The sequence below is a fragment of the Streptomyces sp. NPDC003042 genome (assembly GCF_053591315.1).
This window is the reverse complement of sequence record NZ_JBSFTP010000038.1, coordinates 1-25,758: the sequence shown is the minus strand read 5'-3', so window position 1 is coordinate 25,758 and position 25,758 is coordinate 1. Positions and strand designations below refer to the sequence as shown.

Annotated in this window: 20 protein-coding genes; 15 read left to right on the top strand and 5 right to left on the bottom strand. The window is 70.8% G+C overall.

All coding sequences use genetic code 11. The features are described from left to right. The first annotated feature begins 35 nt into the window (after positions 1-35). The 6 genes from ACWDYJ_RS19730 to serA all read left to right on the top strand — a co-directional run bounded on the left by ACWDYJ_RS19730 (position 36) and on the right by serA (position 9,849). Complete coding sequence (locus tag ACWDYJ_RS19730; protein ID WP_451566844.1) at positions 36-983, top strand: 2-hydroxyacid dehydrogenase; 948 nt, start codon at positions 36-38, stop codon at positions 981-983. Positions 984-1,265: 282 nt separating this feature from the next. Continuing rightward, the gene (locus tag ACWDYJ_RS19725; protein WP_451566843.1) at positions 1,266-4,121 is read left to right on the top strand and encodes a putative bifunctional diguanylate cyclase/phosphodiesterase; all 2,856 of its coding nucleotides are present in this window, start codon (positions 1,266-1,268) and stop codon (positions 4,119-4,121) included. Positions 4,122-4,348: 227 nt separating this feature from the next. Next, positions 4,349-6,235, top strand: a complete 1,887-nt coding sequence (locus ACWDYJ_RS19720) for an acetolactate synthase large subunit (RefSeq protein ID WP_451566842.1) — start codon at positions 4,349-4,351, stop codon at positions 6,233-6,235. A 33-nt stretch (positions 6,236-6,268) separates the two neighbouring features. Further along, positions 6,269-6,793: an acetolactate synthase small subunit gene (gene ilvN, locus ACWDYJ_RS19715; RefSeq protein WP_451566841.1), complete on the top strand. Its 525-nt coding sequence runs from the start codon at positions 6,269-6,271 to the stop codon at positions 6,791-6,793. Positions 6,794-6,923: 130 nt separating this feature from the next. Further along, positions 6,924-7,925, top strand: coding sequence for a ketol-acid reductoisomerase (gene ilvC / locus ACWDYJ_RS19710; RefSeq protein ID WP_451566840.1), 1,002 nt, complete (start codon positions 6,924-6,926; stop codon positions 7,923-7,925). Between the two features lie 334 nt (positions 7,926-8,259). After that, complete coding sequence (gene serA / locus ACWDYJ_RS19705; RefSeq protein ID WP_451566839.1) at positions 8,260-9,849, top strand: phosphoglycerate dehydrogenase; 1,590 nt, start codon at positions 8,260-8,262, stop codon at positions 9,847-9,849. A 113-nt stretch (positions 9,850-9,962) separates the two neighbouring features. Here the strand turns inward: serA and ACWDYJ_RS19700 are convergent, their stop codons facing one another. After that, positions 9,963-11,489: an MFS transporter gene (locus ACWDYJ_RS19700; protein ID WP_451566838.1), complete on the bottom strand. Its 1,527-nt coding sequence runs from the start codon at positions 11,487-11,489 to the stop codon at positions 9,963-9,965. A gap of 102 nt (positions 11,490-11,591) precedes the next feature. Here ACWDYJ_RS19700 and ACWDYJ_RS19695 point away from each other — a divergent pair, with 102 nt between their 5' ends. Both ACWDYJ_RS19695 and ACWDYJ_RS19690 read left to right on the top strand, forming a co-directional pair. Then, complete coding sequence (locus ACWDYJ_RS19695; RefSeq protein ID WP_451566837.1) at positions 11,592-12,188, top strand: TetR/AcrR family transcriptional regulator; 597 nt, start codon at positions 11,592-11,594, stop codon at positions 12,186-12,188. Between the two features lie 113 nt (positions 12,189-12,301). Beyond that, on the top strand, positions 12,302-12,841 hold the full coding sequence (locus ACWDYJ_RS19690; RefSeq protein ID WP_451566836.1) for a hypothetical protein: 540 nt from the start codon (positions 12,302-12,304) through the stop codon (positions 12,839-12,841). A gap of 35 nt (positions 12,842-12,876) precedes the next feature. Here ACWDYJ_RS19690 and ACWDYJ_RS19685 read toward each other — a convergent pair whose 3' ends face one another. Further along, positions 12,877-14,016: a PucR family transcriptional regulator gene (locus ACWDYJ_RS19685; protein ID WP_451566835.1), complete on the bottom strand. Its 1,140-nt coding sequence runs from the start codon at positions 14,014-14,016 to the stop codon at positions 12,877-12,879. A gap of 200 nt (positions 14,017-14,216) precedes the next feature. Between ACWDYJ_RS19685 and ACWDYJ_RS19680 the strand changes: the two genes are divergently transcribed. Beyond that, on the top strand, positions 14,217-15,197 hold the full coding sequence (locus ACWDYJ_RS19680) for a proline dehydrogenase family protein (protein ID WP_451566834.1): 981 nt from the start codon (positions 14,217-14,219) through the stop codon (positions 15,195-15,197). A gap of 20 nt (positions 15,198-15,217) precedes the next feature. Further along, complete coding sequence (pruA, locus tag ACWDYJ_RS19675) at positions 15,218-16,849, top strand: L-glutamate gamma-semialdehyde dehydrogenase (protein WP_451566833.1); 1,632 nt, start codon at positions 15,218-15,220, stop codon at positions 16,847-16,849. Positions 16,850-16,978: 129 nt separating this feature from the next. Here the strand turns inward: pruA and ACWDYJ_RS19670 are convergent, their stop codons facing one another. Then, positions 16,979-17,680 carry a nitroreductase family protein gene (locus ACWDYJ_RS19670; protein ID WP_451566832.1) on the bottom strand — a complete coding sequence of 234 codons (702 nt, stop codon included), beginning with the start codon at positions 17,678-17,680 and terminating at the stop codon, positions 16,979-16,981. A 423-nt stretch (positions 17,681-18,103) separates the two neighbouring features. On the opposite strand from ACWDYJ_RS19670, the gene ACWDYJ_RS19665 reads away from it, so the two are divergent. Beyond that, positions 18,104-18,652 carry a GNAT family N-acetyltransferase gene (locus ACWDYJ_RS19665; RefSeq protein ID WP_451566831.1) on the top strand — a complete coding sequence of 183 codons (549 nt, stop codon included), beginning with the start codon at positions 18,104-18,106 and terminating at the stop codon, positions 18,650-18,652. A 21-nt stretch (positions 18,653-18,673) separates the two neighbouring features. Here the strand turns inward: ACWDYJ_RS19665 and ACWDYJ_RS19660 are convergent, their stop codons facing one another. Then, a complete protein-coding gene (locus tag ACWDYJ_RS19660) occupies positions 18,674-20,701 on the bottom strand; it encodes a phosphocholine-specific phospholipase C (protein ID WP_451566830.1) in 2,028 nt (675 codons plus the stop codon). Between the two features lie 119 nt (positions 20,702-20,820). Then, entirely contained in the window at positions 20,821-21,834 is a 1,014-nt protein-coding gene (locus ACWDYJ_RS19655) for an NADP-dependent oxidoreductase (protein WP_451566829.1), read from the bottom strand. A gap of 100 nt (positions 21,835-21,934) precedes the next feature. On the opposite strand from ACWDYJ_RS19655, the gene ACWDYJ_RS19650 reads away from it, so the two are divergent. The 4 genes from ACWDYJ_RS19650 to ACWDYJ_RS19635 all read left to right on the top strand — a co-directional run bounded on the left by ACWDYJ_RS19650 (position 21,935) and on the right by ACWDYJ_RS19635 (position 25,705). Continuing rightward, complete coding sequence (locus ACWDYJ_RS19650; RefSeq protein WP_451566828.1) at positions 21,935-22,831, top strand: LysR family transcriptional regulator; 897 nt, start codon at positions 21,935-21,937, stop codon at positions 22,829-22,831. A 261-nt stretch (positions 22,832-23,092) separates the two neighbouring features. Then, entirely contained in the window at positions 23,093-23,224 is a 132-nt protein-coding gene (locus tag ACWDYJ_RS19645) for a hypothetical protein (RefSeq protein ID WP_281206921.1), read from the top strand. A 127-nt stretch (positions 23,225-23,351) separates the two neighbouring features. After that, positions 23,352-24,392 (top strand): 3-isopropylmalate dehydrogenase, encoded by a 1,041-nt coding sequence (locus tag ACWDYJ_RS19640; protein WP_451566827.1) that lies wholly within the window; start codon positions 23,352-23,354, stop codon positions 24,390-24,392. Positions 24,393-24,619: 227 nt separating this feature from the next. Beyond that, positions 24,620-25,705: a branched-chain amino acid aminotransferase gene (locus ACWDYJ_RS19635; RefSeq protein WP_451566826.1), complete on the top strand. Its 1,086-nt coding sequence runs from the start codon at positions 24,620-24,622 to the stop codon at positions 25,703-25,705. The last annotated feature ends 53 nt before the right edge of the window (positions 25,706-25,758 follow it).

The window sequence follows — 25,758 nt, the reverse complement described above, 5'->3', positions numbered from 1 at the left end:
GCTTGATCAGGATCCCTTCGCATAGCCTCGCGATCATGCATGCAACCACCGGGGACGTCTGGCTCCCCTTCCCCGCCGGGGAGATCGACGGCCTTCCCGACTCCTTCCGCTACCGCCAGTGGGACGGCGAGGAGGCCTTCCCGGCCGACCCGGCCGACTGCGTCTTCTACGTCACCCCGTACATGAAGTCCCAGGCCGTGACCCTGCGCCCGCTCGCGGCGATGCCCGCCCTCCAGGTCGTCCAGACCCTCACCGCGGGCATCGATCACGTCCTTCCCGGTCTCGACGACCTGCGCCCCGGCGTACGGCTGTGCAACGCGCGCGGCGTCCACGAGGCCAGCACCGCCGAACTCGCCCTCACCCTGACCCTCACCTCCCTGCGCGGCATCCCCGGCATGGTGCGCGGCCAGGACCGCGAGGAGTGGCGCTTCGGCTTCTACGACGCCCTCGCCGACAAGTCCGTCCTGATCGTCGGCTACGGATCGATCGGCGCGGCCGTGGAGGACCGGCTCGTCCCCTTCGACTGCGGGCGGATCACCCGCGTCGCCCGGTCGGCCCGCACCGCCGGACACGGGCCGGTGCACGCCCTCGCGGACCTGCCCCGGCTGCTGCCGGACGCGGACGTGGTGATCCTCTGCACGCCGCTGACCGACGACACCAAGGGCCTGGCAGGCGCCGGCTTCCTCGGGCGGATGAAGGACGGAGCCCTGCTGGTGAACGTGGCCCGCGGGCCCGTCGTCGACACCAAGTCCCTGCTGGCGGAGGTGGAGTCGGGCCGGCTGCGTGCCGCGCTCGACGTCACGGATCCGGAGCCGCTGCCCCCGGGCCACCCCCTCTGGCACGCTCCGAATGTCTTGATCACACCTCATGTCGGCGGCAGCAGTACGGCGTTCGAGCCCCGGGCGAAGCGTCTGGTGGCCCGGCAGCTCACCCGGTTCGCCGCCGGAGAGCCGGTGGAGAACACGGTGTTGGTCACCGGCTGAGTCGTCCGCCGCACACGCTCCGCGACCGCCCGCCTGCGCCGTGTGTCCACAACTCCCTTGCTGGTGACGGAGCGTAGAGAAACTATGTCGCTGAGTGACGAAAGTGGTGTATCGTCCGGAACAAGGGGCTGCGCCACGAACGTCTGGCGCTGGGGTGATCGGACACTTTGGGGGGCGACGGGCGATGCACGGCCAATGGACGAAGGATCCGATGCGGCGGAGCCGCCGGAGGCGACGATGCCGAGACTGGGCTGCGCCGAAACAAGCCAGCGAGGGGGACCGGTGAGCGCCCCGGGGGCGGCGCTCCTGACTCGGCCCCCCGCCTCTGGCGGTGGTCGGGGCGTGGCCGTCCAGGTGGTCCTGGCGGTGGTGTGGTGCGGATACGCCGTCGGTGCCGCGTTGGGGTGGGGAAGCGGCCGACTCGCGGACATCATGGGTGACTTCGGCCTCAGCGCCGCGGCACTCCTCGCCGCCGGATCCTGTTACCAGTACGCGCGCACCCATGCGAACCGTGACCGGCTCGCCTGGGTGCTCTTTGCTCTCTCGTCCCTGATGTCCGCCTGCGGCAACGCGGTCTGGGGCTGGTACGAGGTCGTCGTGGACGACCCGATGCCCAGCCCCTCCCCGGCGCAGTTCTTCTTCCTCTGCTTCGCCCCTCCGGCGATCGTGGGGCTCCTCGTCCTCGCCAAGCGGCCCATCACCCGCGCGGGCTGGGTCTGCCTCACCCTCGACTCCTGGCTGATCGCGGGATCGCTGCTGACGCTCTCGTGGAGCCTCGCCCTCGCCCAGGCCGCCAGGTCCCACAGCGAAACCAGTGTCGCGGGAGCGGCGCTCGAACTGGCCTACCCGCTGTTGGACATCGCCCTGGTCTCCATGGTGCTGGTGCTGCACTTCAGGCGATCCGCGACCAACCGGTCCGCCGTCAACACGGCCGTCGCGGCACTCGCGCTCACCGTGCTCTGCGACGCCATCTTCACGTCGCCGCTGCTGAAGGAGAGCTACCGCTCCGGCCAGCTCCTCGACGCCGGCTGGTTCGCGGGATCCCTGCTGCTCGCCTACGCGCCCTGGGGTGCCCGCCGGACCGGCCCCTACCCGGAGCCGGTGCGCGGCGTGCGGCCCGTCAACCGGCCGATCGCCCGGTCGCTGCCCGCGCTCACCCCGTACCTCGCCGCGGCCGTCTGCACCCTCGGCATCCTGTACAACGTGATCGAAAGCGAAAATGTCGACAAGGTGGTCGTGATCACCGGCTGCACCGTCGTGCTGGCCCTGGTCGTCCGGCAGGGCATCATGCTCCTCGACAACATCGCCCTGACCCAGGAACTGGCCCAGAAGGAGAACCACTTCCGCTCCCTGGTCCAGGGCTCCAGCGACGTCATCATGATCGCCGCGCCCACCGGGACCCTGCGCTACGTCAGTCCCGCCGCCGCCGGGGTCTACGGCCGCGAGGCGGAGGAGCTGGTCGGCAGCGAGCTCGCCACCCTGATCCACCCCGACGATCTCGGCAGGGTCGTCCACGAGGTACGCCGCTTCCTCGCCGCGCCGCCCGCCGAGGAGCCCACCACCCGCATCGAGTGCCGGTTCAAGTCGGGCAGCGGCGAGTGGCTCAACGTGGAGTCCACGGTCAACCGCCACCAGGGCGGGCTCATCCTCAACAGCCGGGACGTCACCGAGCGGGTCCGCCTTCAGGCCCAGCTCCAGCACAGCGCCGAACACGACCCGCTGACCGACCTGCCCAACCGCGCCCTGTTCACCCGCCGGGTCCGCCAGGCCCTGACCGGCCGCCGGGCCGGGGACCACAGCACCGCCGTGCTCTTCATCGACCTCGACGGCTTCAAGGCGGTCAACGACACCATCGGCCACCAGGCCGGCGACGAGCTCCTCATCGAGGCCGCCCGCCGACTCCAGGACGCCGTCCGGGCCGGGGACACCGCCGCCCGGCTCGGCGGCGACGAGTTCGCCGCCCTGATCCTGGGCGACGGCAGCCGCGACCGCAGCGCCCGCGAGTACCAGGTGCACGAGATCGCCGACCGGCTGCGCACCACACTCTCCCAGCCCTACCGGATCGCCGGGAGCGAGGTCCGGGTCGCCGCCAGCATCGGCGTGGCCTTCGCCGACCCCGGCATCACCCCTTCGGACCTGATGCGCAACGCGGATCTCGCGATGTACCGCGCCAAGGCGGCCGGCAAGGACCGCGTCGAGCTGTACGCGCCCCAGCTGCAGGCCGAAGTCGTACGGAAGGCCGAACTGGCCGGGCGGCTGCGCACCGCGCTCCACGAGGGCGAGTTCGCCCTGCTGCACCAGCCCGTGGTCTCGCTGGCCACCGGCGAGGTCGCCTCCGTGGCCGCCCACGCCCGCTGGCGCTCCGCCCAGGGAATCCTCTTCACCCCGGCCGAGTTCCTCCGAGTGGCCGAACACGGCGAGGGCGGGGCTCCCGGGCAGGACGCCGCCCGCACCGCCGAGCTGGGTCGCTGGCTGCTGGAGGAGGCCGTGGAGCAGGCCGCTGAGCGACACCGGGCCGGGCACGACGTACCGGTGGCCGTCCGGATGACCGCCCAGCGGCTCCTGGACCGGTCCATGCCGGGCGGCTCGGTGGAGTCCCTGCTGACCCGGCACGGGCTGCCGTCCGGGGCGCTGGTCCTGGAACTCGCCGCCTCCGACCCCAGAGTGCCCTTCGACGAGCTGGAGCGCCGGCTGGCGGCCCTGCACCGGCTCGGCGTACGCATCGCCCTCGACGGCTTCGGCAGCGGCTACGCGGCCATCAGCGCGCTGCGCCGCCTGCCCGTGGACGTGCTCAAGCTGGACCGGGGCCTGGTCGAGGGCGTGGTCGAGTCCGCCCGGCTGCACAAGATCACCGCCGGCCTCTTGCGGATCGCAAACGACCTCGGCATGCAGTCCGTGGCGGACGGGGTGGATCTCCCCGAGCAGGTCATGGCGCTGCGTGCGATGGGGTGCACCCACGGCCAGGGGGCGGCCTTCTCCGGGCCACTCGACGAATACAGGCTGCGGCGAGCTCTCGTGCGAGGTACGTTCCCAGTACCGGGCGGTACGGCCCAGCCCGCCTTGGCCGGAGGTGCGTCCGGGGGATCCATGGTCATCCGTAGAGGCTCACATAATGAGACGCCCGTCCCACCCACTTGACATCGACCTCCCGCCGGAGGGAGGGTCAATGCCATGCGCACCCGAATTCTCGTACTTGGAAAGCGCGTCGGCTGAAGCTGGGACCAGCATGTCCCCGCTCAACACTTCCGACGCGCTCCCCTCGCTTGCCACCTGGCACGAGGGGTTTTTTGTTGCACTGGCACACGCCCCCGGACCCGCTCCGGGGGATCCCCGCTCCTCGTAAAACCCTCAGCTTCGAGAAGAGAATGCCGATGACCGAGCAGGCCACCGGGGCCCACCATCCGCAGCCGCGGCCCCGTTCCGGCGGACACCAGTCCGCCGCAATTGAGCACGTCACGGGTGCGCAGTCCCTCATCCGCTCTCTCGAAGAGGTGGGGTGCGACACCGTCTTCGGCATCCCGGGCGGCGCCATCCTCCCCGCGTACGACCCGATGATGGACAGCAAGAAGGTCCGTCACATCCTGGTCCGCCACGAGCAGGGGGCCGGCCACGCCGCCACCGGCTACGCGCAGGCCACCGGGAAGGTCGGTGTCTGCATGGCCACCTCCGGTCCGGGCGCCACCAACCTGGTCACCCCGATCGCCGACGCGCACATGGACTCCGTCCCGCTCGTCGCGATCACCGGCCAGGTCTCCTCCAAGGCGATCGGCACCGACGCCTTCCAGGAGGCGGACATCGTCGGCATCACGATGCCGATCACCAAGCACAACTTCCTGGTCACCAAGGCCGAGGACATCCCGCGGACCATCGCCGAGGCGTTCCACATCGCCTCCACCGGACGCCCGGGTCCGGTCCTCGTCGACATCGCGAAGGACGCCCTCCAGGCGAAGACCACGTTCTCCTGGCCGCCCGCGATGGACCTCCCCGGCTACCGGCCGGTCACCAAGCCGCACGCCAAGCAGATCCGCGAGGCCGCCAAGCTCATCTGCCAGGCCAAGCGCCCGGTCCTGTACGTCGGCGGCGGCGTCATGAAGTCCGGCGCGACCGCCGAGCTGAAGGTCCTCGCCGAGCTGACCGGCGTCCCGGTCACCACTACCCTGATGGCGCTGGGCTCCTTCCCCGACAGCCACCCGCTGCACGTCGGCATGCCCGGCATGCACGGAGCGGTCACGGCCGTCACCGCGCTGCAGAAGTCGGACCTGCTGATCGCGCTCGGCACCCGCTTCGACGACCGCGTGACCGGCAAGCTGGACAGCTTCGCCCCCTTCGCCAAGATCATCCACGCGGACATCGACCCGGCGGAGATCGGCAAGAACCGCGCCGTCGACGTCCCGATCGTCGGCGACGCCCGCGAGGTCATCGCCGACCTGATCCAGGCGGTCCAGGCCGAGCACACCGACGGCAACGCCGGGGACTACACCGCCTGGTGGAAGGACCTCAACCGCTGGCGCGACACCTACCCGCTGGGCTACGACCTGCCCGAGGACGGCAGTCTCTCGCCGCAGCAGGTCATCGAGCGGATCGGCGCGCTCGCGCCGAAGCACACCGTCTTCGCGGCCGGCGTCGGCCAGCACCAGATGTGGGCCTCGCACTTCGTCAAGTACGAGGAGCCGCGCACCTGGCTGAACTCCGGCGGCGCCGGAACCATGGGCTACGCGGTCCCGGCCGCGATGGGCGCCAAGGTCGGCATGCCGGAGCGTACGGTCTGGGCGATCGACGGTGACGGCTGCTTCCAGATGACCAATCAGGAACTGGTCACCTGCGCGCTGAACAACATCCCGATCAAGGTCGCGATCATCAACAACGGCGCGCTGGGCATGGTCCGCCAGTGGCAGACCCTGTTCTACAACCAGCGGTACTCCAACACCGTGCTGCACGCGGACGAGACCGGCCACGACACCGTCGGCTCCCAGCTCGGCGAGTCCGTCGCCCCCCGCAAGGGCACCCGCGTCCCGGACTTCGTCAAGCTGTCCGAGGCCATGGGCTGCGTGGCGCTGCGCTGCGAGGACCCGGCCGACCTGGACCGGGTCATCGCCGAGGCCAACGCGATCAACGACCGTACCGTCGTGATCGACTTCATCGTCCACGAGGACGCCATGGTGTGGCCGATGGTCGCCGCCGGCACCTCGAACGACGAGGTCATGGCAGCCCGGGGCGTCCGCCCCGACTTCGGCGACAACGAAGACGACTGAGTACGAGAGAGCCCGAGAGAGAGAACGACTCACATGTCCAAGCACACGCTCTCCGTCCTGGTCGAGAACACGCCCGGCATCCTCGCCCGGATCGCCGCGCTGTTCTCCCGCCGCGGGTTCAACATCGACTCCCTCGCGGTCGGTGTCACGGAGCACCCCGACATCTCGCGCATCACCATCGTCGTGAATGTCGAAGACCTCCCCCTGGAGCAGGTGACCAAGCAGCTGAACAAGCTGGTCAACGTGCTCAAGATCGTCGAGCTGGAGGCGCACAACGCCATCGAGCGCGAACTCGTTCTGGTGAAGGTCCGGGCCGACAACGAGACCCGCTCGCAGATCGTCGAGATCGTCCAGCTGTTCCGCGCCAAGACGGTCGACGTCTCCCCGGAGGCCGTCACCATCGAGGCCACCGGCGGTACCGACAAGCTCGGCGCGATGCTCAAGATGCTGGAGCCCTTCGGCATCAAGGAACTCGTGCAGTCCGGGACGATCGCCATAGGGCGTGGCGGCCGGTCCATCACGGACCGCAGCCTGCGCTCGCTCGACCGCAGCGCCTGACAGCCCTGACACCCCGACACGGCTGACACGCCCCGCACCGCTCGCCGTTCGCATGGCGAGACCGAGAAACTCAGATTCCGTTCCCCGCCGTACGGTGGGTGCAACACCAGCGCACCAAGGAGATATCCCAGTGGCCGAGCTGTTCTACGAGAACGACGCCGACCTGTCCATCATCCAGGGCCGCAAGGTCGCCGTCATCGGATACGGCAGCCAGGGCCACGCCCACGCGCTGTCGCTCCGTGACTCCGGCGTCGACGTCGTCGTCGGCCTCAAGGAGGGCTCGAAGTCCAAGGCCAAGGCCGAGGAGCAGGGCCTGAAGGTCGTCTCCGTGTCGGAGGCCGCCGCGTGGGCCAACGTCATCATGATCCTGACCCCGGACCCGCTCCAGGCCGAGATCTACGAGGAGTCCATCAAGGACCACCTCGAGGAGGGCGACGCGCTCTTCTTCGGCCACGGCTTCAACGTCCGCTACGGCTTCATCAAGCCCCCGGCCAACGTCGACGTCGCCCTGGTCGCCCCGAAGGGCCCGGGCCACCTCGTCCGCCGCCAGTACGAGGAAGGCCGCGGCGTGCCCTGCATCGCCGCCGTGGAGCAGGACTTCACCGGCAGCGCCTTCCAGCTCGCGCTCTCGTACGCGGCCGGCATCGGCGGCACCCGCGCCGGCGTCATCAAGACCACCTTCACCGAGGAGACGGAGACCGACCTGTTCGGTGAGCAGGCCGTCCTCTGCGGTGGCGCCTCCGCTCTGGTCAAGGCCGGTTTCGAGACCCTGACCGAGGCCGGCTACCAGCCGGAGATCGCGTACTTCGAGTGCCTGCACGAGCTGAAGCTCATCGTGGACCTCATGTACGAGGGTGGCCTGGAGAAGATGCGCTGGTCGGTCTCCGAGACCGCCGAGTGGGGCGACTACATCACCGGCCCCCGCATCATCACCGACGCCACCAAGGCCGAGATGAAGAAGGTCCTCGCGGAGATCCAGAGCGGCGAGTTCGCCAACACCTGGATGGCCGAGTACAAGGCCGGTCTGCCGAAGTACAACGAGTACAAGAAGGCCGACGAGGCCCACCTGCTCGAGACCACGGGCAAGAAGCTGCGCAAGCTGATGAGCTGGGTCGACAACGACGAGAGCTGATCTCGTACGCGGCGGGGCCGGGGCGGTGTGTCCCGGCCCCGCCGCACATCTCTCGGCAGCACCATGGAGCGCCGGGGAGCGCCAGGAAGCGCCGGTAGTGCCGGTAGTGCCGGAAGCACCGGAATGTAGACCTCCTGTGGCGCGGATTGTCCACCCCGGCCAATCACGGACGGGTGATCCTGCCGTACAGGCGGAGATCCGCTCCGGATCCGCTACTACACTGCACAACACAACGCGTCAGGCCCACAGTGTCGTGCGTCTTCCACGCGGCTACCCCCCTCCACCGCCTGCGGCCATCGGGACGGCCGTCCGCACTGGACTTGTGAGGACCCACGTGAGCTCGAAACCTGTCGTACTCATCGCCGAAGAGCTGTCGCCCGCCACGGTCGACGCGCTCGGCCCGGACTTCGAGATCCGGCACGTCAACGGCGCCGACCGCGCGGCGCTGCTGCCCGCGATCGTCGACGTCGACGCGATTCTCGTCCGCTCCGCCACCAAGGTGGACGCCGAGGCGATCGCCGCCGCCAAGAAGCTGAAGGTCGTCGCTCGCGCCGGTGTCGGCCTCGACAACGTCGACGTCTCCGCCGCCACCAAGGCCGGCGTGATGGTCGTCAACGCCCCGACGTCCAACATCGTGACGGCCGCCGAGCTGGCCTGTGGCCTGCTCGTCGCCACCGCCCGCAACATCCCGCAGGCCAACACCGCCCTGAAGAACGGTGAGTGGAAGCGGAACAAGTACACGGGTGTCGAGCTCAGCGAGAAGACCCTCGGCGTCGTCGGCCTCGGCCGCATCGGTGTCCTGGTCGCGCAGCGCATGTCGGCCTTCGGCATGAGGGTCGTCGCGTACGACCCCTACGTGCAGCCCGCTCGCGCCGCCCAGATGGGCGTCAAGATGCTGACGCTGGACGAGCTCCTGGAGGTCGCCGACTTCATCACCGTGCACCTGCCCAAGACCCCCGAGACCCTCGGTCTCATCGGGGACGAGGCCCTGCACAAGGTGAAGCCGTCCGTCCGCATCGTCAACGCCGCGCGCGGCGGGATCGTGGACGAGGCCGCGCTGTACTCGGCCATCAAGGAGGGCCGCGTCGCCGGCGCCGGTCTCGACGTGTACGCGAAGGAGCCCTGCACGGACTCCCCGCTCTTCGAGCTCGACCAGGTGGTCTGCACCCCGCACCTCGGCGCGTCCACGGACGAGGCCCAGGAGAAGGCCGGTGTCTCGGTCGCCAAGTCGGTGCGCCTCGCGCTCGCAGGTGAGCTCGTGCCGGACGCGGTCAACGTCCAGGGCGGCGTCATCGCCGAGGACGTCCGTCCCGGCCTGCCGCTCGCCGAGAAGCTCGGCCGCATCTTCACCGCCCTCGCGGGCGAGGTCGCGGTCCGCCTCGATGTCGAGGTCTGCGGCGAGATCACCCAGCACGACGTCAAGGTGCTCGAACTCTCCGCGCTCAAGGGTGTCTTCGAGGACGTCGTCGACGAGACGGTCTCCTACGTCAACGCTCCGCTGTTCGCCCAGGAGCGCGGGGTCGAGGTCCGCCTGACCACCAGCTCGGAGTCCCCGGACCACCGCAACGTGGTGACCGTCCGCGGCACCCTGTCGGACGGCCAGGAGGTGTCGGTCTCCGGCACCCTGGCGGGCCCGAAGCACCTCCAGAAGATCGTGGGCGTCGGCGAGTACGACGTGGACCTGGCCCTGGCCGACCACATGATCGTGCTCCGCTACACCGACCGCCCGGGCGTGGTCGGCAAGGTCGGGCAGCTGCTCGGCGAGGCCGGCCTGAACATCGCGGGCATGCAGGTCGCCCGCGCCGAGGAGGGCGGCGAGGCGCTCGTCGTGCTCACCGTCGACGCCGAGGTTCCGGTCGAGGTCCTCGCGGCCATCTCGGCCGAGATCGGCGCGGTCTCGGCCCGTACGGTCAACCTGGTCTGACTTGGTCCGACCTGGTCTGGCCTTGCTCTGGCCGGGTCTGATCAGTACCGAACGCGTGAAGGGCCCGGGGTGCGAACCCCGGGCCCTTTCGCGTACCCCCCGCGCTACGGGGTTCAGCGCGCCGCCCCCGCCGGAGCGTCGGCCGGGGCGGGGGCTTCGACGCCCCGGAGCAGCGCCGCCGCGCCCACCGCCGCCACGAGCAGCAGCGCCGCGCCGCCCCAGGCCGCGTACTGCATCCCGTGGACGAAGGCCTCGCGGGCCAGGGTCAGCAGCTCTTCGCCCGCCTCGCCCCCGATCCGCCCGGCGGTGGCGACGGCGCCGCCCAGGGTCTCCCGTACCGCGGGCTCGGAATCCGCCAGGTCGGCGCGGTAGACCGCGGTACCGAGGCTGCCCAGCAGGGCCATGCCGAGCGCGCCGCCGAACTCCGCTCCGGTCTCCAGCAGGGAGGCGGCGGAACCGGCCTTCTCGGCGGGGGCGGAGGCGAGCGCCATGTCGGAGACCAGCGACATCACGGTGACGATGCCGCTGGCCAGGACCCCGGCGCCGGTCAGCAGGAGCCACAGGGAGTCGGTGCCGACGAGGGCGATGAGGGCGAACCCGGCGGCGGCGAGGGCGAAGCCGCCGGCGACGACGTAGGCCCGTTCGGTCTTCTGGGCCAGGGCGGCGGCGACCGGAGCGGCGGCGGCGATGAAGACCGAGGGGGCGAGGCTCCACAGGGCCGCCTCCAGGGTCCCCATGCCGAGCACGGACTGGAGGTACTGGGTGGTGAAGTACGCCGAACCCATCATGGCGAAGGCGGCGATCGTGTTGAGGCCGACGCCCGCCCCGAAACCGCGGCCCTGGAACAGAGCCCGGCTGACCATCGCGTCCGGGGCGGTGTGCTGGCGCCGCAGGAAGGCGTAGCCGAAGGCCAGGCCGATGGCGACGCAGCCCACGTAGAGGAGGGTGAAGCCCTCGGCGGCGATCTCCTTGAGCCCGTAGACGACCGGCAGTACGGCCGCCGTCGACAGCGGCACGCTCAGCAGGTCGAAGCGGCCGGGGGCCGGGTCCTTGAACTCCGGGACCAGCACCGGGACCAGGACCAGCAGGAGCAGCATCGCGGGCACGTTGATCAGGAAGACCGAGCCCCACCAGAAGTGGTTCAGCATCACCCCGCTCATCACCGAGCCGAGGGCGATGCCGCCGGTCATGGCCCCGGACCAGATGGCGATGGCCTGGCCGCGCTGCCTGGCGTCCTGGAAGAGGTTGCGTACGAGCGCCAGGGTGGAGGGCATCAGGGTCGCGCCGCCGATGCCGAGCAGGACGCGCGCCGCGATCAGCATGTCGGCGCTGGTGGCGTAGGCGGCGGCGACCGAGGCGAGGCCGAAGGCGGTCGCGCCGAGCAGGAGCAGCTTGCGGCGGCCGATCCGGTCGCCGAGGGAGCCCATCGTGATCAGCAGGCCGGCGAGGGCGAAGGCGTAGCTGTCGAAGATCCAGAGCTGCTGGGTGGCGCTCGGGTCGAGTTCCCGGGTGATGGCCGGGATGGCGAAGTAGAGGACGGAGACGTCCATCGAGACCAGGAGGAGGGGTAGCAGGAGGACGGCGAAGGCGGTCCATTCGCGGCGGCCGGCGAGCCGTGATGGGGCGGCGGGGTTTGTCATGAGGAGCAAGGTACAGATGTATTAAACGGGTGTCTATGACGAACGTATGGAACGGATGTGTGGAACTTCCGTCTTGAACGCTTGTCTTGCTACCGTGTCGGCATGGGACATCGCGAAGATCTACTCGAAGGCGCCAAGAAGTGCCTGGTCGAGAAGGGTTTCGTGCGCACCACCGCGCGCGACATCGTCAGTGCCTCGGGCACCAACCTGGCTTCCATCGGCTACCACTACGGCTCGAAGGACGCGTTGCTCACCCAGGCGTTCGTCGCCCTCCTGCATGAGTGGAGCGACGGCTTCGAGGCCGGAGTGACGGGCGAGGGCGGCTCGTTGGAACGGTTCCGAGCCGTTTGGGACGGCGTGCTGACGCAGCAGGCGGCGGCGGCTCCCATCTGGGCGGCCAGCATGGAGGTCGCACTGAGCGGGGAGCGGCTGCCGGAGCTGCGGAAACTGCTCGAGGCCTCGCAGGCGGAGGGTCGCCGCGGCCTGGTCGCGATGTTTACCGGGCAGCCCGAGGAAGAGCTCACCGAACGGGACGAGCGCACGCTGGGCGCCTTCTACCAGGCACTGCTCAACGGCCTGATGATCCAGTGGCTCTTCGACCCCGCGACCGCCGCCACCGCGCAGGAGTTCGCCGAGGGCATGCGCCGGGCCGCCGAGGGCCTGACGCGTTCCCAGGAGGCCTCCGCACAGCCGGAGTAGGCGGAGCGGAACGACCGCCGGGCCTCGTACGTCCCACCCCCGCATCGGACCGATCCGAGGGAGTCGTGGTGGCGGGAACGAGAGCGAGAGCGCACGCGAGAGCCGGGGCCGCAATGACGGCGGCCGTCCTGACGGCCGTCCTGGTGGGCGGATGCGGCAGCGGGTGGGTCACGCAGGGCAGCCCGGCGGACACCCGCCCGCGCAGCGAGAAGGTGGCCGCCGCCTGGGAGGGCTCGGCCGCCGTCCGGCAGTGGCGGGCCGGCTTCCACCCCCTGGACTCCCAGGGCTGGCGGCCGCCGGGCGGTTTCCGCTCCGACGAGGACAAAGCCGCCTACCTGGAGGGGAACTTCGTCCTGTTCGGCGAGGGCACGGCGCCGCTGTTCGGCGACGCGCCTCCGCCTGCGGACGCGACCTCCTTCACGGTGAGCGCGGGCCACGGCGGCTGCGACGCCGGAGCCGCCGTCGACGTCCTGGAGGGCGAGCACACGGTCGTCCTGGCCGGGCGCGTCCTGGTCCGCACCGGCCTGGACGCCGGCGCCGGCTGCGACGCGATGATGCGCATGAAGAGCGTTCCCGTCACGCTGGTCCGGCCGCTGGGCGACCGGCTCCTCCTCGACGCCGCGACGGGCGCCCCGCTGGAGTACGGCCGCTGACGTGCCGCCAGTCGCCAGCCGTCAGCCGTCAGCCGTCAGCCGTGCAAGTGGGACGACTTGAGGGACATGTGGAGCAGCAGGCGGTCCTCGCCCTCGTCCAGGTCGAGGCCGGTCAGCTGCTCCACCCGGGCGAGGCGGTAGTACAAGGTCTGGCGGTGGATGCCCAACGCCGCCGCCGCGCGGCCCGCCTGGCCGGCGCAGTCGAGGAACACCTCGGCGGTACGCGCCAGTTCCCGGTGGACCGGAGTGAGCAGAACCCGGGTCGCCGGGTCGTCCACCGGGTCGGCGGCCAGCGCGGCGAGCATCCGGTACGGGCCGATCGCCGACCACTGGGCCACCGGTCCCAGCCGGGGCTGCGCGGCGGCCGCCCGGGCCGCGGCGGTGGCCTGCGCCCAGGCGGCGGGCAGCTCGGCGAGGGCCCGGACGGGGTCGGAGACCCCGCCCGCCGCTCCCGCCTCGCCCGGGAGCAGCCGCCCCACCGCGGTCAGGGCCGGAGCCAGCGCGTCCGTCGAGCGCGGCCGGAGCAGAACGGCGAGCTGCCCCGCGGCGCCGCCCGGCTCCGCGGGGGTGACGCACAGGGCCGCCGCGCCCGGTACCGACGTCGGCGTCTCCCCGGCCCAGGGCGCCACGCACACCACCGCGAGCAGCCCTTCCCCGGCGGGGCCCAGGGCGACCCGTAGCGCCGCCACCGCCATGTCCTGCTGCCAGCCCCGCCCGGCCGTGAGCACCGCCAGGAACTCCCGCGACAGGTCGGCGCCCGCCTTGGCCTCCTCGGCCAGCAGCACCCCGATCCGCTCGGCCACGTCCATGGCCGCGGCCAGCGCCTGCGGCCCGGGGCCGGGGTCCTGGTCGAGGAGCCACACGTAGCCGTGCACGAAGCCGCGGTGGCGCACGGGCAGACAGATCCGCCCCCGGAAGACTCCCGCCTCCGGCGCCGCAGGGATCCGCACCGGGCCCGTGGCGCGGGTGATGCCGAAGCCCTCGAACCAGGACCGGACGGCCGCCGTCGACTGCCGGGTCAGGATCGAGCGGGTCCGTACCGGGTCCATGGCCTGATCGTCGTCGCTGTCGTGCGCGCCGAAGGCGATGAGGCGGAAGTCCCGGTTCTCCAGCGTCGCCGGGGCGCCGAGGAGCGCCGAGATCTCGTCCACCAGGTCCTGGTAATCGCCCTTCACAGCGGCATTCTCCCATCTCCGCACCCGCTCTTCAGACAAATGTATGAGATCCGGACCACGGATGCGTGACAGCTGTCGATGGCAGAGGATCGTGGAGATCCTTAGGTTTCACGGTGGTTTTACTTGCGTTTTCCCATGCGTCCGCAGCCCACCCCGCGGCGGACCGTATGTCCGCTTCTGCCACCCGTTGGAGGTGCCCCGTGCTGGGTCCCGTGATCCTCGCCGCCTCGCGCAGCGACAAGATGCGCCGCATCGTCTCTGCCGCCCCGGTGACCAAGCCGGTGGTCAACCGGTTCATCCCGGGTGAGACGGTCGACCAGGTCATCCCCATCGTCGAGGACCTCACGCGCAAGGGCCTGGAGATCACCCTCGACGTCGTGGGCGAGGACATCACCACCGTCGAGCAGTCCCACGCCGCCCGCGACGCGTACCTGGAGCTCGTCGGGCGCCTCGCCGAGCTGGGTCTGGGCGAGACGGTCGAGATGTCGGTCAAGCTGTCGATGTTCGGCCAGTCCCTCCCGTCGCCCGCCACCACCCTCAACGGAGAGCCCTCCGGGCTCGCCGCCACATTCCCGGGCGGGCATGAGCTGGCGCTCGCCAACGTCCGCCCCGTCGTCGAGGCCGCCGCGGCCATCGGCACCACGGTGACCCTGGACGCCGAGGACCACACCACCCTCGACTCGATGTTCGCCATCCACGAGGAGCTGCGCCGGGACTTCCCGCAGACCGGCTGCGTGATCCAGGCCTACCTCTTCCGCACCGAGGCCGACGCCCGCCGCCTGGCCGCCTCCGGCAGCCGCGTCCGGATCGTCAAGGGCGCCTACAAGGAGCCCGCCGAGGTCGCGTACCAGGACAAGGCCGAGATCGACAAGGCGTACGTCCGGATCATGAAGATCCTCATGGAGGGCGACGGCTACCCGATGATCGGGTCCCACGACCCGCGCCTGATCGCCATCGCACAGGAGCTCGCCCGGCAGGCCGGGCGCAAACTGGACGAGTACGAGTTCCAGATGCTGTACGGCATCCGCAGCGAGGAGCACCTGCGGCTCGCCGCCGAGGGCCACCGGATGCGCGTCTACACCGCGTACGGGACCGACTGGTACGGCTACTTCATGCGCCGCCTCGCCGAGAAGCCGGCCAACCTGCTGTTCTTCCTCCGCTCGATGATCACCAAGAACTAGGTCAAGGAGTTACCCGAACCATGGATGCTGTGACCCAGGTCCCCGCGCCGGTCAACGAGCCGGTCCACTCGTACGCCCCCGGCAGCGCGGAGCGCGCACGCCTCGAGATCCAGCTCAAGCAGCTGTCCGAGAACCCGATCGACCTCCCGATGACGATCAACGGCGTCAAGCGGATGGGCGGGGGCGAGCGCTTCGACGTCATCCAGCCGCACGACCACAAGTCGGTCATCGGCACCTACGCCAACGCCACCGGGGCCGACGCGCAGGACGCCGTCGACGCCGCCCTGGCCGCCGCCCCGGCCTGGCGCGCGATGTCCTTCGACGACCGCGCCGCGATCATCCTGCGCGCCGCCGAGCTGCTGGCGGGCCCGTGGCGCGAGAAGCTGGCCGCGTCCACCATGCTGGGCCAGTCCAAGACCGCGCAGCAGGCCGAGATCGACTGCCCGTGCGAGCTCGTCGACTTCTGGCGCTTCAACGTCCACTTCGCCCGGCAGGTCCTGGCCGAGCAGCCCCAGGCGAACTCCGCCGGCGTGTGGAACCGCAGCGACCACCGCCCGCTCGAAGGGTTCGTCTACGCGATCACGCCGTTCAACTTCACGGCCATCGCCGGCAACCTGCCGACCGCCCCCGCCCTCATGGGCAACGTGGTCGTGTGGAAGCCGTCCCCGACGCAGACGCACTCCGCCGTCCTGCTGATGGAGCTCCTGGAGGCGGCCGGCCTGCCCAAGGGCGTCATCAACCTGGTGACGGGCGACGGCATCGCCGTCTCCGAGGTGGCCCTGAACCACCCCGAGCTGGCCGGCATCCACTTCACCGGCTCGACCAAGACCTTCCAGTACCTGTGGAAGACGGTCGGCAACAACATCGAGAAGTACAAGTCCTACCCGCGCCTGGTCGGCGAGACCGGCGGCAAGGACTTCGTCGTCGCACACCCCTCCGCGGACCCCGCGATCCTGAAGACCGCCCTGACGCGCGGTTCCTTCGAGTACCAGGGCCAGAAGTGCTCGGCGTCCTCGCGCGCCTACGTCCCGGCCTCCATCTGGAACGACGGCTTCAAGGAGCAGTTCGCGGCCGAGGTCGAGGGCCTCGCCATGGGCGACGTCCGCGACCTGTCGAACTTCATCGGCGCGGTCATCGACGAGCGCTCCTTCGCGAAGAACAAGGCCGCGATCGACCGCGCGAAGGCCGACCCGACCTGCGAGATCATCGCGGGCGGCACGTACGACGACTCGGAGGGCTACTTCGTCCGCCCGACCGTCATCGCGTGCTCCGACCCGGCGAACGAGGTCTTCACGACCGAGTACTTCGGCCCGATCCTCGCGGTGCACGTCTACGACGACGCCGATTACGACACCATGCTGACCCAGATGGAGAACGTCTCGGCGTACGCCCTGACCGGCGCCGTCATCGCCCAGGACCGCTACGCGGCCGCCGAGACGATGGAGAAGCTCCGCTTCGCGGCGGGCAACTTCTACATCAACGACAAGTCGACCGGCGCCGTCGTCGGCCAGCAGCCCTTCGGCGGCGGCCGCGCCTCGGGTACGAACGACAAGGCGGGCGCGGCGTCGAACCTGCAGCGCTGGACCTCGACCCGCTCCATCAAGGAGACCCTGGTCCCGCCGACCGAGTACGGCTACCCCCACATGGGCTGACCGTCCCCTGTAGCCCGCCCCCGCTCCGGTACCCCCAAGCCCGGAGCGGGGGCGGTTCCATGTCCGGGGCCCGGCCGGCCAGACCCGGCTGGACCACGGCTAGTGCTGTGACCGGAAAGGGCCACAGCACTAGACCTCGAAAAGGACCTGGTCCAGGGACTTGCGCAGGAGGTCCGGGACCTCGCAGTCGTCCGCCGGGTAGCCGACCGGGATGACCGCGAAGGCCTTCTCGTTCTCGGGGCGGTTCAGGACGTGGCTCAGGAAGCGCATCGGGCTCGGGGTGTGGACGAGCGCGGCGAGACCGCTGAGGTGGAGGGCGGACAGCAGCATGCCGACCGCGATGCCGACCGACTCGTCGACGTAGTAGTGCTTGCGCTTCGTGCCGTCGGGGCCGAGCCAGTAGCGCTGCTGGAAGACCACGATCAGCGCCGGGGCGTCGGTGAGATGGGTCTTCACGGCGTCCGTGCCGATGGGGCGCAGGGCGGCGAGCCACTCGTCGCCGAGCCGGCCGTCGTAGGAGATCTGCTCCTCCTGCTCGGCCGCGGCGCGGATCTGCTGCCGGATGTCCGGGTCCTTGACGAGTACGAAGGTCCACGGCTGCTGGTGCGCGCCCGAGGGGGCGGTGGCCGCGCAGGCGACGGCATCGCGTACGGCCTGTTCGGGCACGGGGTCGGGGGAGAAGTGGCGCACCGTCCTGCGCTCGTCCATCCGGGCCCTCAACTCCGCCGCGCGCGCGAGCGACTCCTGGCTCGGCATCCGTGCGGGCGTGTAGGCGACGGGCCGGTAGGGCTGGCCGTGGGTGGGCGTCCACTGCTGGGTCTGAGGAGGCATGAACCGAGTTTGCCGAGGGCGGAAGCGGGCTGGCTAGCGTCGTGCCGCGACCTGCTGTCCGTTGTGTCCTGACAGGGGGGCTATGACCGTGGCGATCACCGGCCGATTCGTCGCCGGCACCGCCCGCCGCACCCTGCCTGAGCTGGGCGGGCCGCTGGGACCGGGGCCGGCGCGCCGGAGCCTTCGGACGGCCCGCCGCCCACCGCTGGACCACCCGGCCGCGCACGGCGTACGGACCCTCGGCGACCTGCGCGCCGACCCCGGGGCCGGGCCGGACCACGTCGGTCGCCCAGCCCGTCCCGACGGCGCCGGGAACCAGCCCGCCCGGGAGGCGCGGCGCTGGAGCCGGCTCGCGCACCCCAGCCTGTTTCCGGCCTTTTCGCCACCAGTGCCTGAACGGTGGGGCGCTGTTACCGTCCCCGGATGGACATGTGGGACGCGACCGTCGTACGGCACACCTCGCAGCTGACCGGTGAGGAACTGCGGGAGGTGCGGGGGTTCCTCGATGCCGCCTTCGGCGGGGACTTCGGGGACGAGGACTTCGAGCACGCCCTCGGCGGGATGCACGTGCTCGTACGGGAGGGTGCGGAGCTGGTCGCGCACGGGAGTGTCGTCCAGCGGCGGGTGGTGCACCTGGGTCGCGCTCTGCGGACCGGGTACGTGGAAGCCGTCGGGGTACGGGCCGACCGTCGGCGGCGCGGGCTCGGCGGGCGGGTCATGGACGGGCTGGAGGGCGTGATCGGGCGGGCGTACGTGCTCGGGGCGCTATCCGCGTCGCGGGACGGGGCGACGCTGTACGACAGCCGGGGGTGGCAGGTATGGGGCGGGCGGATCGGGGTGCTCTCGCCCGGCGGGCCCGTCCCCCTCCCCGAGGAGGAGGGGTCCACCTACGTGTGGGCGCCGCCCGGCGGGATGCTTCCGGATCCCGCCGGGCGACTCGACTTCGACTGGCGCAACGGAGACATTCTGTAGAGCGGGTCAGCGTAGAGCGGGTCAGCCCGAGACGCTCGGCGCGCCCGACTCGATGTGGCCCGTGTAGCGGCGTGACCAGGTGCCGTCGGAGTCGGCCAGGATCGTGAAGTCGTACCAGCCGTCGCTGTACGCCACCGCGTTGAAGAAGTCCTCGCGCGAGGATCCGGCCGGGACGGTGTACGTCCACGGGCCGTCCGTACGGTAGGCGTTCGCGCGGATCGTGAAGGTGACCGGGGCGGCGGAGGTGTTGGTCAGCTTGAAGTAGATCGCCGTCCTGCCCGTGCCGGGCTCGACGGCGAAGCGGGCCGCCGCCTCGATCGCCTTGCCCGCCTTCGAGGCGTCGCCGATGAAGCGGCGCAGGAAGCGGTTCGGGCCGTGCATCGAGATGTCGTACTTGCCCGCGCCGCTGCCGGTGCCGATGTTGAAGTAGTCGCTCGACGTGGCGCCGGCGTCCACCGTGTACTGCCAGGCCGCCGTGTCCCGGTACTGGTGCGGGTGGATCGAGAAGTGCGCCGCCCGCTTCGCCTCGGGCCCCTGGTTGGTCATCGAGAACCAGGCCAGGATCTTGCCGGCCGCGCCGAACTCGAAGCGGTCCAGGTTGCCGTTGACCTGGTACGGAAGGGCCCGTGCCGGGCGCGTGCCCGCCTCCTGGGCCGGGAGGGCGTTGTCCTGGGGCACCGGATTGGGCAGCGGGGCGCAGGTGGACTGGCCGATCACCTTGGCGGTGGACGGAAGGCCCGCCGGGACTCCGTAGAGCGGCCGGGTGAAGTCGAAGACGCCGGTCAGGTCACCGGTCACCTTGCGGCGCCACGCGCTGATGTTCGGGCAGCCGGCCGGGGTGCCGAGGGCGGCGGTCCAGGTCTCCATGAAGCGCAGCACCGACGTGTGGTCGAAGACCTCCGAGCTGACCCAGCCGCCGCGCGTCCACGGGGACATCACGATCATCGGCACGCGGAAGCCCAGCCCGATCGGGACGCCGTCCAGGTACTCGCCGGGGGTGCCGGGCGGGGCCACCGGCGGCGGCACGTGGTCGAAGAAGCCGTCGTTCTCGTCGTAGTTGAGGAAGAGGACGGTGGAGTCGAAGACCTCCGGGTTCGCGGCCAGCGCCCGGTATACGAGGTCCACGAAGTGCGCGCCGTCGCCGGGCGGGGCGTACGGGTGCTCGGAGAAGGCCTCGTTGGCCACGACCCAGGAGACCTGGGGGAGCGTGCCCGCGAGCGCGTCCGCGTGGATGGCGGCCGCGATGTCGTCCGGGGTGGAGCCGGTCCTGCGGGGGACCGAGGCCATGCCGCGGTCGTGCAGCGGGTTGCCGGGGGCCGCGTCCGTGAACTTCTTGAAGTACGCCAGTCCGTTGTCGCCGTAGTTGTCCTGGGCGTTCTGGTACACCTTCCAGCTCACGCCTGCCCGCTGGAGGGCCTCCGCGTACGTCTCCCAGGTCAGCCCGGACTCGTCGCCGCCGTCCTTGCTGGAGGCGTCGATCCTGCCGCTCCACAGGAAGGTGCGGTTGGGGCCGGTCGCGCTGAGCGCGGAGCAGAAGTACGCGTCGCAGACCGTGTAGTGGTCGGCGAGCCCGTAGTGGAAGGGGATGTCCGAGCGGTCCAGGTGGCCGAGGGTGCGGGTGTTGCCGACTCCGGTGACCCAGTTGTCCATCCGGCCCTTGTTCCAGGCGGTGTGCTGCGAGGTCCAGCTGTGCGGGAGGTCGCCGGTGCACTGGGCGAGGGTCTCGCTGTCCGCGCCGCCCGCCGGCGGGGTGGCGGACAGCTTCCAGGGGTACTGGCGCCCGCCCCAGTTGGGCTGGTTGAACATGCCCCAGCCGCCCGGGAGGTTGCCGGCGGCGCGGTCGCCGAAGCCGCGGACACCCTTCAGCCTGCCGAAGTAGTGGTCGAAGCCGCGGTTCTCCTGCATCAGGATCACCACGTGCTTCACATCGGTGATCGTGCCGGTCGCGGCTGCCGCGGCCGCCGACGCGGAAGCCGCCGTGGGCAGCGCCGCCCCCGCCACGAGCCCGGCGCCGATACCCACGAAACCTCTGCGGCTGATCGGTGTCACTGGCCCCTCGCCTCCAACTCACGTGCCCCGGCGGCACATTGACCGCAAGAGTGACGGGAGGCGCGGCAAAGGTCTACATCCGTGCGGTAGGAAATCGGTGAACATCCAGGTGGCCGGAATCAGTCGGCGATCCGTACGAGCATCTTGCCCAGATTGTCCCCGCGGAGCATGCCCAGGAAGGCGTCCACGGTGTGGTCGAAGCCCTGCGCAACGGTGGTGTCGGTGCCGATCCGGCCGCTGCGCAGATGGGGGACGAGGAAGTCCTCCAGCTCGTCCTGGAGATTGGTGTGGTGGCGAACCAATACCCCTTCCAGGCGCAGTGACTTGTGGACGACCTCGAAGAGGTTGCGGGGCGCGGCGGGCGAGCGGTCGCCGTTGTACATCGAGATCCCGCCGACCCACGCGACCCGCCCGAAGTCGCGCAGGTTGGCGATGGCGCCCTCCAGGTGGTCGCCGCCCACGTTGTCGACGTAGACGTCGATGCCGTCCGGCGCCGCCTGCGCGAGCTGCTCGCCGACCGGACCGTCGTGGTAGTCGAAGGCCGCGTCGAAGCCGAGGGCCCCGGTGAGGTGGCGGACCTTCGCCGCCGAGCCCGCGCTGCCGATGATCCGGCGGGCGCCGAGCAGCCGGGCGATGTGGCCGGTGGCCGTGCCGACGCCGCCGGCGGCGGCGGAGACGAACAGGTCCTCGCGTTCCCGCAGGGCGGCGGTCCGGGTCAGGGCGGCGTACGCGGTCAGGCCGGTCCCGCCCAGGATGGAGAGGTACGCCTCCAGCGGGACCCCGTCATGGCCGCGCAGTGTGCGGGCGCCGTCCACGCCGAGGGTGACGAGCGCGTGCGTACGCCAGCCCTCGCGGTGGAAGACCAGGTCGCCCTCCCGCAGCCCCGGGTCGCGGGAGGCGATCACCCGGCCCACCGAGCGGCCTTCCAGGGGGGTGTTCAAGGTGAAGCCGTCGTCGCCGCCGTCCATCATTCCGCGGTGGTACGGGTCCACCGAGAGCAGCAGGTTCTCGACGAGGGCGGTGCCGGGCGCCGGCTCCGGGACCGGGGAGGCGACGCAGGCGAAGTCGGTGGCGGTGGGGAAGCCGGTGGGGCGGGCGGTCTGGTGGACGGCGTATGCGGTGTGCGGGGTCATGGCGATGACCGTAGGAAGGAATCAGCGGGCCGGGCAGGGGGTTGGGCTCATCGAAGCCGCACATCCATGAATGCCGCTCATAGACCGAGGTGGGAGCCCCGTGACCGAACTCGCCCCGCAAGAACTGCGGATCCTGGTCGCCGTCGCCGAAACCGGCGGCTTCTCGGCCGCGGCGGGCGTTCTCGGGATCAGCCAGTCCGCCGTCTCCCACTCGGTGCGCGGCAGCGAGGCCAAGATCGGCGCGGTGCTCTTCGAACGGGGCCGCGGCGGGGCCTCGCCCACCCCGGCGGGGGAGCGGGCCGTCGCCCTGGGCCGGCGCATCCTGCGGCTCTACGAGGTGCTGGGCGCGGAGGCGCGCGGCGCGGGCCGGCCGGGCACCGGACCCGACGCCGCCGGGGGCGCCCTCGGGGGACCGCTGCGCGTCGCCGCCTTCCGCAGCGCCGCCCTGCACCTGCTGCCGCCCGCCCTGGAGCGGCTCACGGCCCGGCATCCCGGCATCCGCCCCGAGGTCAGGGTCGTGCGCGAACTGGGCCCCGGAACGGCCGGGGAGGTCGCGGCGGGCCGGGCCGACCTGGGCATCGCCACGCTGGGCGGCTCCGCCGACCTGCCGCCGGGGCTGCTGAGCGGAGTCCTCGCGCAAGAGGCGTACTCCCTCGTCCACCCGGCCGGACACCGCGACCCGAGGTCGCTGCCCCTGCTGGACTGGGACGAGAACTGCGGCTCGTACACCCGCGCCTGGTGGGCGGCCCAGGACTGGATCCCGCGCGCCACCGTCAAGGCGGAGGACGACGCGATGGTGCTGACGATGGTCGGCCGGGGGCTCGGGATGGCGATCATGCCCGAGCTGTCGCTCCGCGAGGCCGGTGAGGCGGTGGAGATCACCCGTCTGGGGCCTGAGGGACCGGTGAGGAAAGTGGGGTACGTCACCACACCGGAACTGGCCGCGACGCTCACCGTCAGGGCTCTGATCAGGGAACTTCGAGCCGACAAGGGCTGAAACGGAAGGCGGCGCAGGGGCCCTTTCGAGGGTTCCCCGTCTCAGATACTAGGAAGTCCGAGTAATTGCGGAGACATACAGCGGCGGCTGACCTAGCTTTGTAGGAGCCGAACGTCTCGCCGATCCGGCGAATGGCGGTCGAGAGCGCGCGCCCTTTGGCAGGCAACCCCTGCGGCGCACCGCTCCCCGCCTCTTCCGGCGCCTTGAAGGAACCCCTCATCCGTGGCCCCGCCACGCCGTGATCTCAAGGAGTCGATCACCATGACCCCCACCACCGCCGCAGCCCGCCGCGTCCGCCACTCCTCCCCGGCCGACGCCGACCGCAAGAACGCCGCCGCAGCCCTCCAGCGCGCCCTGGACCGCCGCGACAACGGCGGTTCGACCGGCCACTGAGCCCCAACCGGCCATCGAGTCGGAACTGACGCGGCCCCGGCATGTCGCGTCCGCACCGGTCCAAGTGATTGGTCCGAATGCTGGACGCCATATGTCTGAGGGCTGGGACACGGAGTACGGTTTCGCCATGTCGACCAGCATCAATCTCGCAGTGATCCCCGGTGATGGCATCGGCCAGGAAGTCGTGGCTCAGGGCCTCAAGGTCCTTACCGCGGTCCTGCCCCAGGATGTGAAGCTGGAGACCAAGGAATACGACCTCGGCGCCCAGCGCTGGCACCGCACCGGTGAAACCCTCCCGGACGCGGAGCTCGCGGCCCTCAAGCACCACGACGCGATCCTCCTGGGCGCCATCGGCGATCCCTCGGTCCCGTCGGGCGTGCTGGAACGCGGTCTGCTGCTGAAGCTCCGCTTCGCCTTCGACCACTTCATCAACCTGCGCCCGTCGAAGCTCTTCCCCAACACGGCCAGCCCGCTCGCCGGCCGTCCGGAGATCGACTTCGTCGTGGTCCGTGAGGGCACCGAAGGCCCGTACACGGGCAACGGCGGCAGCCTGCGCACCGGCACCCCGGCCGAGGTCGCCACCGAGGTCAGCGTCAACACCGCGTACGGCGTCGAGCGCGTCGTCCGCGACGCGTACGAGCGGGCCAACGCCCGCCCCCGCAAGAAGCTGACGCTGGTCCACAAGAACAACGTCCTCGTGTACGCGGGCCACCTGTGGAAGAACATCTTCGACAAGGTCGGCCAGGAGTACCCCGAGGTCACCACCGACTACCTGCACGTCGACGCGGCGACGATCTTCTTCGTCACACAGCCCGAGCGCTTCGACGTCATCGTCACGGACAACCTCTTCGGTGACATCCTCACCGACCTGGCCGCGGCCGTGACCGGCGGAATCGGCCTGGCCGCCTCCGGGAACATCAACCCGACCGGCGCCTTCCCGTCCATGTTCGAGCCCGTCCACGGCTCCGCCCCGGACATCGCCGGCACCGGCAAGGCCGACCCGACCGCGACGATCCTCTCCGTCGCCCTCCTGCTGCGCCACCTCGGCTACGAGGCCCAGGCCGTCCGCATCGAGGACGCCGTCTGCGCCGATCTGGCCGAGCGCGACGGGACTTTCCGCTCCACCGACGCGATCGGCGACGCTCTCGCCACGCGAGTAGCCGGCTGACCCGGCAGCTCCATTCCAGGAAGCGCCGGGTCATGACAGCGACCCGGCGGCTTCTCCTGTGCGGCCCCGGGTGCCACCATCTCCCCTGGGCCGCTCTCACCGTGTTTCACCGGAGCCTGCCCTCGCGCGATAATCGAACGCGAGGCCGCGGAATACGGGGAAGCTCGGACGTCCTAGTACGCCGTGAGCGCGGTCCGCCCTACCCAACCGGTGAAGGACAAGCACTCATGACGACGCCCACGATCGAGCTGAAGCCCTCCTCGAACCCTCTGTCCGACGCGGAGCGCGAAGCGATCCTGGCAAGCCCCGGTTTCGGTCGCCACTTCACCGATCACATGGTGACCATCAAGTGGACCGAGGGGCGCGGCTGGCACGACGCCGAGCTGGTCCCGTACGCGCCACTGTCGATCGACCCGGCCAACATGACCCTGCACTACGCGCAGACGATCTTCGAGGGCCTCAAGGCGTACAAGCAGCCCGACGGCACCGTGGCCACCTTCCGCCCCGAGGCCAACGCCGAGCGGTTCCAGACCTCCGCCCGCCGCATGGCCATGCCGGAGCTGCCGTCCGAGCTCTTCATCGCCGCGTGCGACGCCCTCATCCAGCAGGACCGCGGCTGGGTCCCCGACTCCGGCGAGGCCTCGCTCTACTTGCGGCCGTTCATGTTCGCGTCCGAGGTCGGCCTGGGCGTCCGCCCGGCCAACGAGTTCCTCTTCATCGTCATCGCCTCCCCGGCGGGCGCCTACTTCCCCGGTGGCGTCAAGCCGGTCTCCGTCTGGCTCTCCGAGGACTACGTCCGCGCCGTCAAGGGCGGCACCGGCGCCGCCAAGACCGGCGGCAACTACGCCGCCTCCCTCGTCGCCCAGGCGCAGGCCGCCTCGCACGGCTGCGACCAGGTCGTCTGGCTCGACGCGGTGGAGCACCGCTGGATCGAGGAGATGGGCGGGATGAACCTGTACTTCGTGTATGGCGACCGGATCGTCACCCCCGAGCTCACCGGCTCGCTGCTCCCCGGCATCACCCGCGACTCCCTCCTCACCATCGCCCGCGACCTCGGCTACACCGCCGAGGAGGGCCGGATCAGCACCGAGGACTGGAAGCGGGACAACGAGAACGGCACCCTGACCGAGGTCTTCGCCTGCGGCACCGCCGCCGTCATCACCCCGGTCGGCTCGGTCAAGTCCGAGCGCGCCAACTGGACCCAGGGCAACGGCGAGCCCGGCGAGGTCACCATGAAGCTCCGCAAGGCGCTCCTGGACCTCCAGACCGGCCGCGCCGTCGACACCCACGGCTGGATGCACCCGCTCGGCTAGACCTCACGGCCCGTACGTACCGCCCCGCCCCGCCCTTCGTCCAGCGATCGAGG

What these genes read in the sequence shown, in the direction of transcription:
- ACWDYJ_RS19730 (WP_451566844.1), top strand. Translation starts at nt 36, where the DNA reads ATGCATGCAACCACCGGGGACGTCTGGCTCCCCTTCCCCGCCGGGGAG.
- ACWDYJ_RS19720 (WP_451566842.1), top strand. Translation starts at nt 4,349, where the DNA reads ATGCCGATGACCGAGCAGGCCACCGGGGCCCACCATCCGCAGCCGCGG.
- ilvN (WP_451566841.1), top strand. Translation starts at nt 6,269, where the DNA reads ATGTCCAAGCACACGCTCTCCGTCCTGGTCGAGAACACGCCCGGCATC.
- ACWDYJ_RS19700 (WP_451566838.1), bottom strand. Translation starts at nt 11,489, where the DNA reads ATGACAAACCCCGCCGCCCCATCACGGCTCGCCGGCCGCCGCGAATGG.
- ACWDYJ_RS19695 (WP_451566837.1), top strand. Translation starts at nt 11,592, where the DNA reads ATGGGACATCGCGAAGATCTACTCGAAGGCGCCAAGAAGTGCCTGGTC.
- ACWDYJ_RS19690 (WP_451566836.1), top strand. Translation starts at nt 12,302, where the DNA reads ATGACGGCGGCCGTCCTGACGGCCGTCCTGGTGGGCGGATGCGGCAGC.
- pruA (WP_451566833.1), top strand. Translation starts at nt 15,218, where the DNA reads ATGGATGCTGTGACCCAGGTCCCCGCGCCGGTCAACGAGCCGGTCCAC.
- ACWDYJ_RS19670 (WP_451566832.1), bottom strand. Translation starts at nt 17,680, where the DNA reads ATGCCTCCTCAGACCCAGCAGTGGACGCCCACCCACGGCCAGCCCTAC.
- ACWDYJ_RS19665 (WP_451566831.1), top strand. Translation starts at nt 18,104, where the DNA reads ATGGACATGTGGGACGCGACCGTCGTACGGCACACCTCGCAGCTGACC.
- ACWDYJ_RS19655 (WP_451566829.1), bottom strand. Translation starts at nt 21,834, where the DNA reads ATGACCCCGCACACCGCATACGCCGTCCACCAGACCGCCCGCCCCACC.
- ACWDYJ_RS19645 (WP_281206921.1), top strand. Translation starts at nt 23,093, where the DNA reads ATGACCCCCACCACCGCCGCAGCCCGCCGCGTCCGCCACTCCTCCCCG.
- ACWDYJ_RS19640 (WP_451566827.1), top strand. Translation starts at nt 23,352, where the DNA reads ATGTCGACCAGCATCAATCTCGCAGTGATCCCCGGTGATGGCATCGGC.
- ACWDYJ_RS19635 (WP_451566826.1), top strand. Translation starts at nt 24,620, where the DNA reads ATGACGACGCCCACGATCGAGCTGAAGCCCTCCTCGAACCCTCTGTCC.